The organism is Levilactobacillus andaensis (assembly GCF_016861695.1).
Lineage (GTDB): Bacteria > Bacillota > Bacilli > Lactobacillales > Lactobacillaceae > Levilactobacillus > Levilactobacillus andaensis.
Genome location: NZ_BOLP01000003.1, coordinates 230,398 through 245,175 on the forward strand (window position 1 = coordinate 230,398; position 14,778 = coordinate 245,175).

At 50.5% G+C, this 14,778-nt stretch carries 12 protein-coding genes and 1 riboswitch; of the genes, 5 read left to right on the top strand and 7 right to left on the bottom strand.

All coding sequences use genetic code 11. The features are described 5' to 3' along the window. Positions 1–180 precede the first annotated feature (180 nt). Positions 181–1,365, bottom strand: a complete 1,185-nt coding sequence (locus JUF10_RS01820) for an MFS transporter (protein WP_236008127.1) — start codon at positions 1,363–1,365, stop codon at positions 181–183. A gap of 531 nt (positions 1,366–1,896) precedes the next feature. On the opposite strand from JUF10_RS01820, the gene JUF10_RS01825 reads away from it, so the two are divergent. The 3 genes from JUF10_RS01825 to JUF10_RS01835 are packed head-to-tail and all read left to right on the top strand — an operon-like array spanning position 1,897 to position 4,107. Then, positions 1,897–2,355: a NanQ anomerase/TabA/YiaL family protein gene (locus JUF10_RS01825; protein WP_236008128.1), complete on the top strand. Its 459-nt coding sequence runs from the start codon at positions 1,897–1,899 to the stop codon at positions 2,353–2,355. Between the two features lie 13 nt (positions 2,356–2,368). Then, entirely contained in the window at positions 2,369–3,619 is a 1,251-nt protein-coding gene (locus JUF10_RS01830; protein ID WP_203640541.1) for an MFS transporter, read from the top strand. 20 nt (positions 3,620–3,639) lie between these two features. Continuing rightward, positions 3,640–4,107 (top strand): NanQ anomerase/TabA/YiaL family protein, encoded by a 468-nt coding sequence (locus JUF10_RS01835; RefSeq protein ID WP_203640542.1) that lies wholly within the window; start codon positions 3,640–3,642, stop codon positions 4,105–4,107. 1,079 nt (positions 4,108–5,186) lie between these two features. Here the strand turns inward: JUF10_RS01835 and JUF10_RS01840 are convergent. The 5 genes from JUF10_RS01840 to JUF10_RS01860 form a co-directional block, all read right to left on the bottom strand. Next, on the bottom strand, positions 5,187–5,918 hold the full coding sequence (locus JUF10_RS01840; RefSeq protein ID WP_048733275.1) for an L-ribulose-5-phosphate 4-epimerase: 732 nt from the start codon (positions 5,916–5,918) through the stop codon (positions 5,187–5,189). 107 nt (positions 5,919–6,025) lie between these two features. Continuing rightward, a complete protein-coding gene (locus tag JUF10_RS01845; protein WP_203640543.1) occupies positions 6,026–6,904 on the bottom strand; it encodes an L-ribulose-5-phosphate 3-epimerase in 879 nt (292 codons plus the stop codon). Continuing rightward, positions 6,901–8,433 carry an FGGY-family carbohydrate kinase gene (locus JUF10_RS01850; RefSeq protein ID WP_203640544.1) on the bottom strand — a complete coding sequence of 511 codons (1,533 nt, stop codon included), beginning with the start codon at positions 8,431–8,433 and terminating at the stop codon, positions 6,901–6,903. The genes JUF10_RS01845 and JUF10_RS01850 overlap by 4 nt, the downstream gene beginning before the upstream one ends. A gap of 19 nt (positions 8,434–8,452) precedes the next feature. After that, positions 8,453–9,454 (bottom strand): hypothetical protein, encoded by a 1,002-nt coding sequence (locus tag JUF10_RS01855; RefSeq protein WP_203640545.1) that lies wholly within the window; start codon positions 9,452–9,454, stop codon positions 8,453–8,455. 734 nt (positions 9,455–10,188) lie between these two features. Further along, positions 10,189–11,145, bottom strand: a complete 957-nt coding sequence (locus JUF10_RS01860; protein ID WP_203640546.1) for an NAD(P)-dependent oxidoreductase — start codon at positions 11,143–11,145, stop codon at positions 10,189–10,191. Between the two features lie 627 nt (positions 11,146–11,772). Between JUF10_RS01860 and JUF10_RS01865 the strand changes: the two genes are divergently transcribed. Further along, positions 11,773–12,783, top strand: a complete 1,011-nt coding sequence (locus tag JUF10_RS01865; protein ID WP_203640547.1) for a LacI family DNA-binding transcriptional regulator — start codon at positions 11,773–11,775, stop codon at positions 12,781–12,783. A 290-nt stretch (positions 12,784–13,073) separates the two neighbouring features. Here JUF10_RS01865 and thiW read toward each other — a convergent pair whose 3' ends face one another. Next, positions 13,074–13,583, bottom strand: coding sequence for an energy coupling factor transporter S component ThiW (thiW, locus tag JUF10_RS01870; RefSeq protein ID WP_203640548.1), 510 nt, complete (start codon positions 13,581–13,583; stop codon positions 13,074–13,076). 66 nt (positions 13,584–13,649) lie between these two features. Further along, positions 13,650–13,746, bottom strand: a riboswitch (TPP riboswitch). Between the two features lie 408 nt (positions 13,747–14,154). On the opposite strand from thiW, the gene JUF10_RS01875 reads away from it, so the two are divergent. After that, positions 14,155–14,700, top strand: a complete 546-nt coding sequence (locus tag JUF10_RS01875; RefSeq protein ID WP_203640549.1) for a DUF1097 domain-containing protein — start codon at positions 14,155–14,157, stop codon at positions 14,698–14,700. Positions 14,701–14,778: the final 78 nt, after the last annotated feature.

Below are 14,778 nucleotides of genomic sequence, written 5' to 3' on the forward strand. Positions count from 1 at the left end.
GCCGGCCGTGAAAATGGTGTTAGCTGGCTTTTTTCAGCCGGCTTACAGCACGGGCGACTTTGAAGACGCGCGATTTTCGCGGCTTCAAAGCGAGCGAGAAGACTGGTGCTTTTCCAGTCTGAAGCGTCCCCACAGCAGGCGGAATCCCTGGCAGCCGCAGTGCGACCATCTTTAGCTAAGCTAGTCTGTACTGAGATGTTCCGGTTCGCCAATCAGCAGGTGCCCAGCAATCGCGATGACCAGGAAGACCACCGCCACGCCGCAGACACCTGTCCACCCGGCGTGACTCCACGACCAGGTTGCGGACAACGTGCCGATCGCCCCGCCCAGGAAATAGCTAAACATGAACACGGAGTTATTTCGACTACTCTCGCGCCGGTTCAGCGACTGGACGATGGCCTGATTGGAGACCTGACTGAACTGCGTCCCCAAATCCAGCAGGACGATGCCGACGATCAAGCCGAGCAACCAATGCCCAATCAGCCAAAAGATCACGAATGCGACCCCGGAGAACACCATGCCCAGTCCGACCGTCAGTCGTGGCGAGCGTTGATCGACCATATTTCCAATCATGGGTGCTGCCAAGACACCGGCGATGCCGAGCAGGCCGAGGAGCCCCGCAACGTTACTGCCCAAGTGGTATTGCGCCGCCAGGTAGAACGCCAGCGTGGACCAGAGGACGTTGGACATGCCGAACAGACAGAAGCCATTGATGGCCGAACCCCGCAGCTCGCGTTGGGTCATGAACAATTTCGGCAACATCCCAATCACCTTTAAATAGTTCAAGTCCTGATGACCGCGCGCGTCGTGGGGCAAGCGGAAATGAACGATGGCCAGAAAGACCAGGTCGATGGCCGCCGCAATCAGGTAGATGTCCTGCCACGGCATGACGCTTCCCAGCAACCCACTGAACGACCGCGACAGCAAGATCCCGGTCAGCAGGCCACTGAGCACGATGCCCAGCACCTTCCCCCGCTGGAGGCTGGGTGCCAGGTAACCAGCATACGGGATGATGATCTGCGGCGCGACCGACGTGATGCCGACCAGCGTCGTGGCGACCGCGAAGACGCCGGCATTGGGCGACCAGAACGCGAGTAGCATGGAAAGAATCGACAGGACCATCATGAACTGAATTAAATGATAGCGATCAAAAATATCCCCCAGCGGCACGATCAGGAGCAGGCCGAACGCGTATCCCAACTGCGTTAGCATGGCGAGCATCCCGACGACGGCCTTAGATAGGCTGAAGTCGGCTGCAATTAGGTTCTCGATGGGTTGAATAAAGTTTAAATTGGCAACGATGACCCCGGTCACCACGGCCATTAATAAAATGGTACGACGCGATAGTGCTGCTTGTGTCTTCACTGAAAAAACCTCCTCAAAATAGTGTAGCCTTTTTCGCCAGGATTGAAAACCAGCACCAAAATGATAGCGGTTACGCTCTAAACTGAGCTTAAAGCGGATTCATAGCTTTCCGTCACGCCAATGGCCACTAAGCGCATCAGTCCGATTCCGAGCTGGACACCCCACAACTTTCGGGTCAGTTGGTTAAAATAGGTTAACCGCCTAACCAACCCGTAAATCAACGATAATTGGACTTGTGAATTCCAAAAATATTAATTTATTTGATGCACGAGATAAATTTTAGAATGTAGACTTGTCGCCCATTCCGGTCGATTTTACCGTTATTTTAACGTCCACGAGTTTGTGAAATTCCGACAAAAGGGTTGCAAAAGAATTTGGAATCGTTTACAATTACCCTTGTAAAGTTGGTTAAGCGATTAACACGTTTTATCAAAGTCACCTTAGCCATTCATAAAAGCTTCCACAACAGCAATCATAGAACTGCTTTTTATTTTCAAATTTTGTTAATCGCTTAACTACAGTTGAAAAGGAGTGAACGCATTGCTATTCGTAAATTTAGATTCATTTGATGCTCAGGACTACGAACGCGTTCAAGAGGCCGTTTCCTTCCTCAAGAACACTGATTTAACGGCAACTCCCCTGGGTCGCAGCCATCAAGATGGCGACAGATTCTACGTCCAAACATTGGAATACGAGACCGAGCCCATTGAGGATTTCGAATTTGAAATTCACAACAAGCGTCTGGACCTACACTACATCGTGGAAGGCGAGGAACGGATCGACGTTGCTCCCGACACGAATTACGTCGGCATTAGCGATTACAACGATGAGCGCGATATCCAATACGTCCAACGGCCAACGGCTTTCAATCAAATCCTCCTGCATAAGGGCGACTTCGTTTTGATTGGCATGCACGAACCCCACCGGACCAACGGCCTCATCGACCAACCAACACATGTTAGAAAAATCGTTTTGAAATTAGGCAGATAAGGAGCTTCTCATCATGGACACTACTGCGACACATGGAAAATGGACCGGTCGCCAGATCATGGTCCTCGCCGGTATTTGGCTGGCGTTCTTAATTAGTTTTATCACTCGGCTGTCATGGGCAACCATCATGCCATCAGCTATCGATTCCCTGCATTTCACCGTGCAACAAGGGAATTCATACTTAACCGCATTCTACATTGGGTACGCCATCACGGTGCTACCTGGTGGGATGCTCGCCGATAAATTCGGTTACAAGAAGTTATTGCTCTCCGCCGTTGCCGGTAACTTGATTGTCATGGTTGCCATGGTCTTCATGCACGGTTACTGGGATGGGTTAGCGCTCCGGTTCGTCTTGGGGCTGGTCAGTGGTCCTGACTTATCCGCTTGTTTAGGGATTATCACCGAATGGTTCGATGGTAAGAAGCGCGCTACTGCTACTGGGATCTTCAACACTTGTACCTCATTTGGGTTGACTGTGATCAACCTGTACGCCCCAACTGTGATGGTTCGTTACGGCTGGCGTGCTGCCTTAGGGGTTACGGCCTTCTTCCCACTAGCTGCTTTGATCTTCTCCTACTTCGCTTTGAAGGGTAATCCGCCATTCCCACAACAATTTGGGATCAAGGAAGCCGATGGCGAAGTTAAGAAAGAATCTTCAATGTCTCGTTTACGTCAAGCCATCAACAACCGTTCCGTTTGGATGTTAGCCATCACTGGTTTGTTCGCTACGGGTGCTAAATGGGGGGTTACCAACTGGGCTAACCTCTTCATCGTTAAGAGTTTGCATTTCAACATTGTGACTGCCGGAACTGCGATGTCGATCTTCGGGATCACATCAGTTATCTCCATGGTCGTCGCTGGTTGGATCTCCGACCATTCTAAATTGTCTCGTCACATCTGGGCCGCTATCTTCATGGCCATCTTCACGCCAACCATCATTGGTTTCGCGTTGACACCACATGGTAGCTTAGGTCTGTTGTACTTCTGGACCGGTGCCATGGGGGTTGGGGCCTTCATGTTCAGTACCATTACCAACAACTTGTCCGTTGAAGTCGCACCAGCCGACCAACGGGGGACCGTTTCTGGGTTCATCAACGTCTTTAACCAAGTTGGCTCGTTCTTGGCCCCCGTCCTACTGGGCCAGTTGTTAGCTTCAACCGGTAGTTACGTCACATCATACTTAACTATCTCTGTCTTCCCGATTATCGCTGTGGTCGCCTTACTCTTTGTACGTGAGTCCGACGCAGATAAAAATACTAACTAAATTTAAAGGAGAAATCACTCATGGAATTTGGACTAAGCAAGAGTCACCAACGCAACGAAAAGGTTGAAAAACGCATTCAGACTGCTTTGGACTGGTTAGACGCCCGTTCAACTGAAGAATTATTAGCAGAACCAATTGGCCCTAAGGTTATCGCTGACGGCGTTGAACTTCGTTTCCAAGAATACGACACTCGCGATTACGCTGAAATGACCTACGAAACCCACCGTGACCACATCGACATTCACTACATGATCACCGGTGCTGAATGGGTTCGTTGGGCCGACGAAGGCACTGCCGACGCCGTTAGTCCTTACGACCCAGAGGAAGAAATCCAACGCTTTGGTCACCCTGCTTTCCACAGCAAGGCACTCCTGACCGCCCGGCACTACGCTATCTTCGACCCATCCGACTTACATGCCGCTCATGGGATGGTTGATGGTAAGGTTGGTCACAACCACAAGCTCTGCGTTAAGATCGCTATCAACTAGGTTTTACTAGTGCTCCCCCCTTGCATCGAGCACACCATTTAAAAAGCACCTGACAATGACTTCTGGTCGTTGTTAGGTGCTTTTTTGTTGCGTTCAGGCGTTTGGTGCGTTCAGTTCTAAAGAACAGTTTGTGCGCAAATTGTCCGCCTGCGGCTGCCAGGGATTCCGCCTGCTGTGGGGACGCTCCGGACTGGGAGGCGGTCCTCCGACTCGCTTTGAAGCCCCGCTAAAAGCGCGGGTCTCCAAAGTCGCCCATGGGGTAAGCCGGGAAACGCCCCCGGCTAACGCCATTTGCACGGCCGGCTACATCCCTGGCCTCCTTCGGCTTTTGATGGTGGGGTTACCATGACAGACGTTGAGCCCGTTAAAACCTAGAACCGTTGTATTCGTTGTGTTTTTCAACTGGGCTTGCTGGCAGTCATCGTCCATCTTAGTCTGCTTCCATGCGTCTATTCCTAGATGACCAATAATTCTGTCCTGAAGGCAGCACCTAGCTATCCTATAATGGCTACTCACGGCGCTCAGTCATGGCATGAGTAAAGTATCGGGCTAGGCATACCACCTGTGCTCACGCATAATCTACGCACTTCTCGGGCCTGCCAGTCAGACTAAGTTCATGCAAGGCTTTCTTAACGCCCCATTCAATCTAGCCAACGGTCATCATCTGCCAACCATTCCAAATTATGCTGGCTAAAGTAACAGCGTCCCAGTGCTGTCATATCTCAACTATGGCACCGACTACATCTTTGTCACACCCCTAATCCAAAAGCTTCAGCTAGTGTTATTCCTAAACCTGTATTACGGCAAAAACTCAATCTGAGCCGGAGGCGGCCAGGGATGTAGCCAGCTGTGTCGATGGTGTTAGCTGATGTTTCTCAATCAGCTTACAGCATGGGACGACCTTTGAGACACGTGGTCTTCGTGGCTTAAAGTCGAGCTGGAGCCACGGGCCTAAGGGGCGGAAGCGACCCCATAGCAGGCGGAATCCCTGGCAGCCGCAGTGTGACCAACTTCTTATACAAGATAGAAAAAGGACCAACCCATCGCTAGGTTGATCCCTCAGAAAATCATTTTAAAGCTTACTCGCGAGCCGCGTGGTCCTTAGACTTGGCATTGTTTTGGCCGTAGTAGGCGTTGGCGCCGTGCTTGCGGAGGTAGTGCTTGTCCAGCAAGTATTGGGGCAATTCGCGGTTGGCCCGCGTCAATTGTGCCGTGTGGTAGTCTTCTTCGGCGACCACTTCGAGCACCTTGGCGTTGTAAACGGCCTTGTCAGGAGTTGGGCCCCAAGCAAAAGGACCGTGTTGGCTAACCAAGGCAGCGGGAACGGCTTCGTAGTCGATACCGCGTTCGTTGAACGTCTTGACGATCGTCTTCCCCGTGTTGCCTTCGTAATCTTCTTCGATTTCCTCTTTGGTCAAAGCATCTGCGGCAGGCACATCCCCATAGAAAGTGTCGGCGTGCGTGGTGTTCATGGCTGGAATGTCCATTTTAGCAGCGGCAAAGGAAACGGCCCAAGGTGAGTGGGTGTGCACGATTCCGCCGATGTTTGGGAAGTGGTTGTACAGGTACGTGTGGGTTGGCGTGTCACTTGAAGGGTTCATGTTCCCTTCGACGACCTTGCCGTCCTTCACGTTCACAACGACCATGTCTTCTGGCTTCAAGTCGTTGTAGTCGACACCAGAAGGCTTGATGACGTACAGACCCTTTTCACGGTCGATACCGGAGACATTCCCCCAAGTAAATGAGACCAGACCTAGTTGTGGTAAACGCATGTTAGCGTCGTAGACTTCTTGTTTGAGTTTTTCAAGCATAGTTTGTTCGCTCCTTATTTTTAAGTGATATTTTGGTGTATGCGGCAATTTTCAGCCATGTGTACCGGTTAACGTAGACACACTGACCCCATTATTTTTCTGCGAAACTAGTCGGCGATAGCTTCTTGTTCAATACCAACTTTGGCAAAGAGGTCGTCGAAGAACTGCTTAGCCTTCTTGATCTCACCAACGGGATCGGCCGTTGTGCCCGTCCACATTTCAACGGTGTAGCTCCCGGAGTAGTCAAGCCGCGCTAACATCCGCAGGCAGCCCTCGAAGTCCACACAGCCTTCGCCGAATGGGACTTCCTTGAACTGGCCCTTGAACGTTGGCGTAACGGCTAACGTGTCCTTCAGATGGACGGCCGCAACGTCTTCTAAGTTGTTCTCCAGGTCTTCGGCAACGTTGTTTTCTGGCCAAGCGCTGATGTTCCCCAGGTCAGGGTAACCCTGTAAGAAGGGACTCTTGATCATGGTCTTGTAATGGGCGATTTTGGTCAGAGAGTTGATGAATGGGTCGTCCATCGTTTCAATGGATAGCGTAACCAGCTTCTTAGCGGCCATTTCGACACACTTGCGCAGGTTTTCCACGAAGTATTCGCGGCTTTCGACCGTCTTCTTTTCGTAGTAAACGTCATAACCGGCCAACTGGATATTCTTGATGCCCAGGTCAACGGCGAGGTCGATGGCCTTTTGCATGACTTCCAGTGACTTGGCGCGGATAGCGGGGTCAGCGGAGCCTAATGGGTAGCGGCGATGGCCGGACAACATCAACGTATTGATGCGGCTATTCGTTTCCCACATGGCGTTTCTGAAGTCGGCGCGTTGGTCACGCGTCCAGTCCAGCCGGGCTAACCGTTCGTCACTTTCATCGATAGAGAATTCCAAAAAGTTAAAGCCTAATTCATGAACTAGGTTAAACTTTTCTTTCCAAGTTAAATCTTGGGGTAATGCTTTTTCGTAAATGCCTAATGCGTTAACTGTCACTGTTCTGCTCCTTCTTGAAATGCCTTGAGACTGCTCCAACTACCGTCCAACGCCGTCAATAATGAGACGTAAGCGGCATACTTCTGATCGTAAATTTTCACTTGGTCAGCGCGCGGTTCGTAACGAGCCTTGACGCGCGACATCTTCGCCGCGGCTTCTTCCAAGGTCGCATACTGACCACTGCCGACAGCCGAGGTGATGGCGCCACCCAGTCCACCGAGTTCGTTGGATTCGACCAACTCGATTGGCAGGTTCAGGATATCCGCAAACATTTGGACCCAGCTGGGGGAGTTCGTGCCCCCACCGGACATCCGGACGACCTGTGGCTGGTGACCCAGCACCTTCAGCAGGGACTGCACGTGGTAGCGGTGGGCAAAGGCAATGCCCTCGTAGACCGCACGCACCATTTCGGATTTCGTGGTGTTACTGCGCAGACCGATAAAGGACCCGGTCGCTTCGGGGTCGGTGTTGCTTCCATATAAGAATGGGAAATAGATCAGCTTGGCAAAGGTAGCGTCCGTGTTCTGGAGGAACACTTCGAGGTCGTCATAAATTGACTTGCCTTGTGCCTTGGCGTCGCGGGTCTCGGCGGTCATTAACATCTTGATAATGATGGCCAGGTTCCCGGCGGAAGTCGGACTCGAGGCTTCGATCAGCTTCTTGCCGGTCGGGAAGATCGAGTTCATCAAGCCGCTGTCTTCTGGCGCCATGGTATCGTTCGGGAAGATGTTCATGTTCCAGGTCCCGGCAATCAGACTGAATTTATCGTTGTCCAAGACGCCGGTCGCGATGGCACAGGCATCGATGTCGAACATGCCGCCAAATACGGGCGTGCCGGCCTTGATACCCGTCATCTTTTCAGCTGCCGGTGAGACGACTCCACACTGATCCGTGGCGTGGACCAATTTTGGCATCTTATCGAACATCTCCGGAATACCGAAGAAGTCGAAGAGTCGTTGGTCGTAAGTTTCAGTATCTAAATTGACAAAGTTATTGCCGGACGCGTCGCCAATTTCTTGGTAAACGTCGCCCGTGATCAGAAAACGAATGAAGTCCTTGTTGGACAACACGGCGCCAATCTCAGCGTAGTTTTCTGGTTCGTGATCCTTGAGCCACCGTAAAATAACCGGGGCTTGGCTAGGCATCACGTGTTGGTGGCTGATGGCAAAAATATCGCTAACGCTACTTTCAAAGGTCGTTGCGAGTTTCTCGGCACGGCTGTCGGCCGATAAGATGCCATCCATGAAGATCTGCTGGTCGTGGTCGAGGACATAGAGTCCCTTCCCATGGCCGACCGTCGAAATTCCGCTAATTTGGTCACCCGTTAAATGGGCCTTGGCCAGCGCATCGTGCGCCGCCGCTCCCAGAGCCTGCCACAGCTCGCCGAGGTTCGTTTCGTGGAATCCCGTCTTGCGTTCGCGGTTCTTCGTGGGAAAAGCGGAGACCGCTAATTGGGCCCCCTGGTCGTTAAAGATGGCCACTTTGGTGTTGGTGCCACCGTTATCGATCGTTAAAAAGTAGCTTGCCATGTTCAGCCACACTCCTTATTTATAGGTTAATTGCGTACACTGCGACCTGGTTGGCTTCACGGTTGGCAGACAGCAGGTAGGTTTGACCGTTCTTATTGTAGACCGTGACGTTGCTTGGCCCCATCTTTTCGTCGATCAATTGGGCGTCTAATTTGTCGCTCGTGATCAATTCAAGGTTTTGTTTGCCAGCACGCCAGCCGAAGATGAAGTAATCGCGGTCGCCCAACTTACCACCCCAGATAGCGTGGCCAAATGGCGTGTCCGCTTCACTGCGGGAAATCGTGTTGAAGTTGTGGTCGGAAACGCGAAGATAAGGGCCGTGGAAGCCTTCGATGGTCAGGTATTCTTCTTCGCCATCCTGATTGATGTCGGCACTGAAGATGTCGGACGTTTCAACGTCGGATAATTGCGTTAACTGCCAGTCGGTGTCAGCGGTTGGTGGCACGAGCTTGAAGATACCTTGGACACCGGTGATCAAGGAGTAGCCGTCCATGCGCTTGTAGCCGTGGTTCTTGGTCAAACGGAAATCGAGGGCGTGCAGGTCATCGACCGTTTCGGTAGCGTCGTTGTATTCGCCGACCCAAACTTTACCGGGATCAGTCCAGTCGTCCGTGTCCTTCTTGGAGTTGGCGATGGAGCAGCCCACGTACCAGTAGCCGGAACCGTCGTACTTAGGGAGGATGTCAAACCGGTGAACGTAAGGGAAATCGCCCACGATGGTTTGGTCCCAGTCGGTCCCGTTAAAGGTTTCCTTAACGATCCGGCAAGCGGCAGAGTTGAAGCCAGGGTAGAACCGTTGAGTGGCTAAGAAGTTCAACGTCCCAGGGATTTGGACCATGGTCATGGTTCCCCCAACGTCAGGCCAAACGGTCGTCCGGGCAAAGTCGTTGTTCAAATCGTACGCGTAGCAAGGCTTCTTCTCTTCGGAAGCCACAACGATATAGTCTTTATCGTCGTGTTGTAGCCGCATGATTGCGTAACAGTGATCTAAGTCATCTTTAAAAATCTTATCGAATTTCACAGTTGTTCCTCCATTTGTGTTTTTTCTTGTAGTTAACCGGTTAACAATAGTCGAGTATTATCTTACGGTTTCTAATTTTAAATGTCAATTGTGGGTGGCGCGCGTTAAGCGTTAGCTGGTCGCACTCCGGCTGCCAGGGATTCCGCCTGCTGTGGGGTCGCTTCCAACCCTCAGACCCGGGTTTCCAGCTCGACTTTAAGCCGCGAAGAACCCGCGTCTAAAAGCTCGTCCCATGCTGTAAGCTGATTGAGAAACATCAGCTAACACCATCGACACAGCTGGCTACATCCCTGGCCTCCTACGGCTTAGGTAGTGCGTTGCCACAATGGACGTTGACTGCCTGGCCAACTGAATTTAGCGGAAAGCCAACAACATCGCCGGTGATCATTTTCTACCATAGACTCGTTGTAGCCCGGGGAGTTGAACCCCGTTGGGAAGTGAAGCACAGCAGCCCTTTTCATTTCCAACGCCACCTCAGTCGAAGGCGGTCAGGGACGTAACCCCGTGCCGGTGTTCTTAGGTCGGCCGTACTTGCCGGCCTTAGAACACGGGCCGAGCTTTGAGACTTGACCTTTGAGGCTCAAAGTCGCCCTGAAGACTCATGTTCTTCGAGGCTTCAGGTCTGCTCCACCGAGTGGAGTCCCTGACCGCCGAAGACGAAAACCGAGAGGCAAGGTTAGAAATGACAAAAGGGATTGGCGAAGCTTAGCTCCCCCAATCCCTTTACACGAAGACTAAGCGTTTACGTGGTTAAGTGCTTTACCGTCGTTGATGAATGAAATTAAGTTCTTGGAAGCTTCTTGCGCGATAGCAATCCGTGCTTCTAAAGTCCCAGTCCCAGCATGTGGGGACATGATGACGTTGTCTAAGGCCCGTAAGTCGGCGGAAACGTTTGGTTCGTTTTCGAAGACGTCTAAGCCGGCACCGGCAATTTCGCCGTTCTTCAAAGCGTCAACCAGGTCAGCTTCCTTAACCAAGACACCACGAGCGGCGTTGATCAAGTAAGCGGTGTTCTTCATCTTGCCGAAGACATCGGCGTTGAAAATACCAACCGTAGATGGTAAGGCTGGGGCGTGTAACGTGATCACATCGGCCGTCTTAACTAACGTGTCGAAATCAACGTATTTAACATCCAGCTTCTTTTCCAAGTCGCTGTCGAGTTGACGAACGTCATTGTAGATAACCTTCATGCCCAAGGCTTGGCAGAAACGACCAACTTCGGAACCGATACGACCCATGCCGTAGATCCCAAGGGTCTTGCCTTGAAGGCTCATGCCCATGTACTTCTTTTCGGAAACGTCCATCCAGTTGCCTTCACGAACAACCTTGTCGTAGAAGAACAAACGACGAACCGTTGCCAAGAGTAAAGCAAAGGTCATTTCAGCGGTTGGAACCCGGACGCCCATTGGGCAGTTAGAAACGACGATGCCCTTTTCCTTAGCGTAGGCGATGTCAACGTGGTCAAACCCAACACCGTTAGTCGTGATGATCTTCAGGTTCTTACCGGCATCAATCAATTCGCGGTCGGCCTTCGTTCCCATTAACAGCAAGCCATCAAAGTCGGCTAAGTTGTTTAAGATCCATTCGCGGGTTTCCTTTTCGGGGTCGTAAGTGACGTCAAAGGCTGCACGTAAATCAGTCAAACCTTCTTCAGGGATGATTCCGGTAACTAGAACTTTTGCTTTACTCATGGTGTATTCTCCTTAGAAATATTTTTTAATTGAACTGCCTAACCATAATTTAAATTGCACGCTAGTAATACGGTTAACAAAAATCGTTGTTGTCGGCCATCTTCTTTTTAAAGGAAGAACGATTGCCGCTAAGCCAGTAGCTTTAACGTCACTAGAAGCAAGCGGTTTCAACCTTTTGTAAAAAAATATGGCTACCGTGATGAATTAGTGGTAATCTTAAACGTGGTTAAGCGCTTAACTACCTTACAAATGAATTCTATAGCTATCTCGCAAGTTTGTCAATCACTTCTCGCGAATGAATGTGAATCTTTTACCATTTCACAACATGACTGACGCCGAAAATGGTTACCAACCCCGTCGCAATAAGAAAGCGGTTCATCCGTACATAACTAAATTTCACAATTTCTCTTTAATGACGGCCATTGCGGTAGTATTTAAAGTTAACCTAGTGGTAGAATTAGTTAACAACATAACCTACAAAAAAATAGTATAAAAATTGCATGCTGACAACGGTTTCAAACCGCCAAGCATGCTAAAATGATGATATGTTAATCAACAGACGATAATTTCAATCGTGGGTGCTCCGTCCCCGCGATCAAGACTAACGGAACTCAGTGGAGGCTCATTTTGGAAAAATTTACCATTAAAGACATTGCGAAGCTTGGAGAGGTCTCCACAGCTACCGTTTCGAACTTTCTAAACGGAAACTACGCGAAAATGTCCGTCGCAACCCGCGACAAACTGGCCGGCATCATTAATAAAACGGATTACCACCCCAGTACCACAGCGCGGAACCTCGCGAAAAACGAAAACAAAACGATTGGCATCTCGGTCGCCGACATCACCAACCCGTTCACCTCACCGGTTATTTCCGGTCTGTCCGAACGCTGCGAAAAGTACGGCTATAAGATGGTCTTTACCAACTCGAATAACGACGAGCGCCGGGAGGTTGAAAATATCAATCGCCTACGCGAAGAGGAAGTTGCCGGTTTGATCATTGACCCGGTCAACCCCGACAGTAGCATTTACAACCAGTTGTCCAACACCTACACGGTCATCGTCGACCGGCAAGCGCGGCGCAACATGGTCGATACCATCGTGACCGACAACATGAATTCCGTCGACACCATGGTCAAGAAGATGGTCGCCAAGGGTTACGACGACCTCTACTTCGTGAGCTGGCCGCTCGATGGCGTGAGCACCCGGCTGAATCGCTATGCCGGCTTCAAGCTCGCCACGAACTATTTGAACGATGACCACCTGATCACGGTGCCCTACAACACATCGCTCAACAAGAGTAGCGACTTCGACCAAACGCTGGAAAACATCCTAGCAAATAAGGGCGACAAGAAAATTGGCTTCTTCACCATGAACTCCCGGACGTTGCTCCAACTGTTGAAGTCGGCTCAACGGCTCAATTATAACTACGCCGAGGACTTTGGCGTGGCGACCTACGAAGAGTTCGAGTGGATGCAGCTGATGAATCCCGGTATCAGTTGTGTGCGGCAAGATTCCTTTGCCATCGGCTGTGCCGCCATGGATCTCCTGAAGGAAAAGTTGGAGACCAAGTACGACAACGAACCCGAACCCCAGGTCAAGTTGATTCCGACCGACCTGATTGTGCGGGACAGTTTCTAAGTTGAATTCGATTTAGGTGCCGCAGGATTTCTGCTGGCACCTTTTTTGTCTTGTCTTAAACCCAATGTAGTTGAGGACTTCCGCACTACGGCTGCCAGGGATTCCGCCACGACAACTGATTAGACTAAGAACGGCATATTGCAACAAGTTTTGAAAGTCTATCATAGCCTTCAACTACTATCAAATAGCGTAGTCCGATTGTACAATCAGCCAGCATTTACAGTCCATAACACGTCAAAAAAGCAGCGGACCCGCCATTCCGGCTAGTCCGCTGCTTAGGATTTAAGTTGTTATTTTCCCTGTAATTTATCTAACTGTGGCGCAACCAACCGCGACCACACGCTCTTGAGTATCGCATAACCGATGATGACGCCGACCAAAGCACTCATGAAGAAACTTGGTAGGAATAGCCAGACTGCGCCGGTCGTACCTATTAGCCAAGCGGCCACTGGGTAGGCCACGAAGGCACCGATGATTCCTGAACCGATCAATTCACCGCAGACGGCGGCCAATAATTTTCCGGTCAATCTGAATAACCAACCACTCAGAAACGCACCGATCATGCTACCAGGAAAGGCCAAGACCGTCCCGGTTCCCATGATATTACGAATCAATGAGGTCAGAAAGGCTTGGGCCAACGCCCACCACGGCCCCACTAAGGCCCCTGAGATCAGATTGATCATGTGTTGGACGGGCGCCACCTTGGCCACCCCGATGTTAAATGAAAACAAACTCCCCCCAATAACCGCCAACGCGACCAACATGGCCGTCAACGTCATCGGATAAATCTTCTTAGACATAACTTTCGCTCCCCGCTTCAATTTCCAAAAAAGACGTCCCTACGCAGAGCAGAGACGTCGCCAATTTCAGCGGAACGGCCACTTCCCTACGCGAGTACTAACTCACAGGTTCCAAGGGATTGGACGCATCCATCTCAGCCATAGGGCACCCCTAGTGTCTTTCTTAGTTATCGCTCACTATACCGGGTTAACGTGGGGAAATCAACACATTACGATCTGTACTAATGCATGGTCAAAACGATTAGCTCGCCGGGTATCGTAACGCTGTTTAGTCGTTGTGTAGAACCGATTACCCAGTGAAATGAAAATGCTATTATTCCTTGTGGATATCCTGTATAGTATAGCTAAATTGGTGATTCTCTACCGCAAGTGAGAGCTTGCGGAGCTGCTTGTCAGCTCCTTTTTTTCTGCCCTAAGATCCGATAATCAAAGAACAAATACGCCACATTTGGCCTATATTTCAAATTTTGTTACAACGTTTTACCTAAAGCCCTTGCGCGGTTTACCGAAATCATTTAAACTATGGAATACGATAGTTATGTAAACGCTTAAATAATAAAGGGGCCGTATCATGAAAATTAGTAAAAAAGTCTGGTTCGATGCAATTGGGGTGGGGCTGTTCACCCTAGTCTACAGTTTGATTATGAGTGGCTTCTCCCTCTGGATGGGGTCCGCAGCCTTCGTGGCCGTCTCCTACTTCTTCGGCGCCGGCTTCCCCAAGGATAAACTCTGGAATATTCTGGTCAGCTTCGCCCTCGGTATCGTCTGGGGACTGATTGCCTTTCGCCTGCTACAGATTCCCGCTTTCAGCGGACTCTGGGCCAGCTCGATTATGTTTGGCTTGCTGACCTTCGTCGTCCTCTTCCTTCAAGGAACGATTATGAAATTCACCATCGTTCCGGCCTGGCTGATTGCCTGGGGAACGACCATGCTGATCATCACCAACATTTCCATTCACAGCTGGTCACTCTTCGTTTTCCAGCTCTACGCATCAATGCTACTCGGAATATTCGTGATTGGTTACGCGTCGGACCTGTTCAATCAGGTCATGTTCCATTTCTTCCCGGAAAAGAAGCCGGCAGAGAAAGTCGATGCTGAGCCTGTTAAGAATGAATAAATATTCATACTAAATGAATGCAAATTAAAAAGGGAATGGACCGTCGCCACATATCGTGGTGTTACGACTCATTCCCTT

What these genes read in the sequence shown, in the direction of transcription:
- JUF10_RS01830 (WP_203640541.1), top strand. Translation starts at nt 2,369, where the DNA reads ATGGACACTACTGCGACACATGGAAAATGGACCGGTCGCCAGATCATG.
- JUF10_RS01835 (WP_203640542.1), top strand. Translation starts at nt 3,640, where the DNA reads ATGGAATTTGGACTAAGCAAGAGTCACCAACGCAACGAAAAGGTTGAA.
- JUF10_RS01840 (WP_048733275.1), bottom strand. Translation starts at nt 5,918, where the DNA reads ATGCTTGAAAAACTCAAACAAGAAGTCTACGACGCTAACATGCGTTTA.
- JUF10_RS01850 (WP_203640544.1), bottom strand. Translation starts at nt 8,433, where the DNA reads ATGGCAAGCTACTTTTTAACGATCGATAACGGTGGCACCAACACCAAA.
- JUF10_RS01860 (WP_203640546.1), bottom strand. Translation starts at nt 11,145, where the DNA reads ATGAGTAAAGCAAAAGTTCTAGTTACCGGAATCATCCCTGAAGAAGGT.
- thiW (WP_203640548.1), bottom strand. Translation starts at nt 13,583, where the DNA reads ATGTCTAAGAAGATTTATCCGATGACGTTGACGGCCATGTTGGTCGCG.
- JUF10_RS01875 (WP_203640549.1), top strand. Translation starts at nt 14,155, where the DNA reads ATGAAAATTAGTAAAAAAGTCTGGTTCGATGCAATTGGGGTGGGGCTG.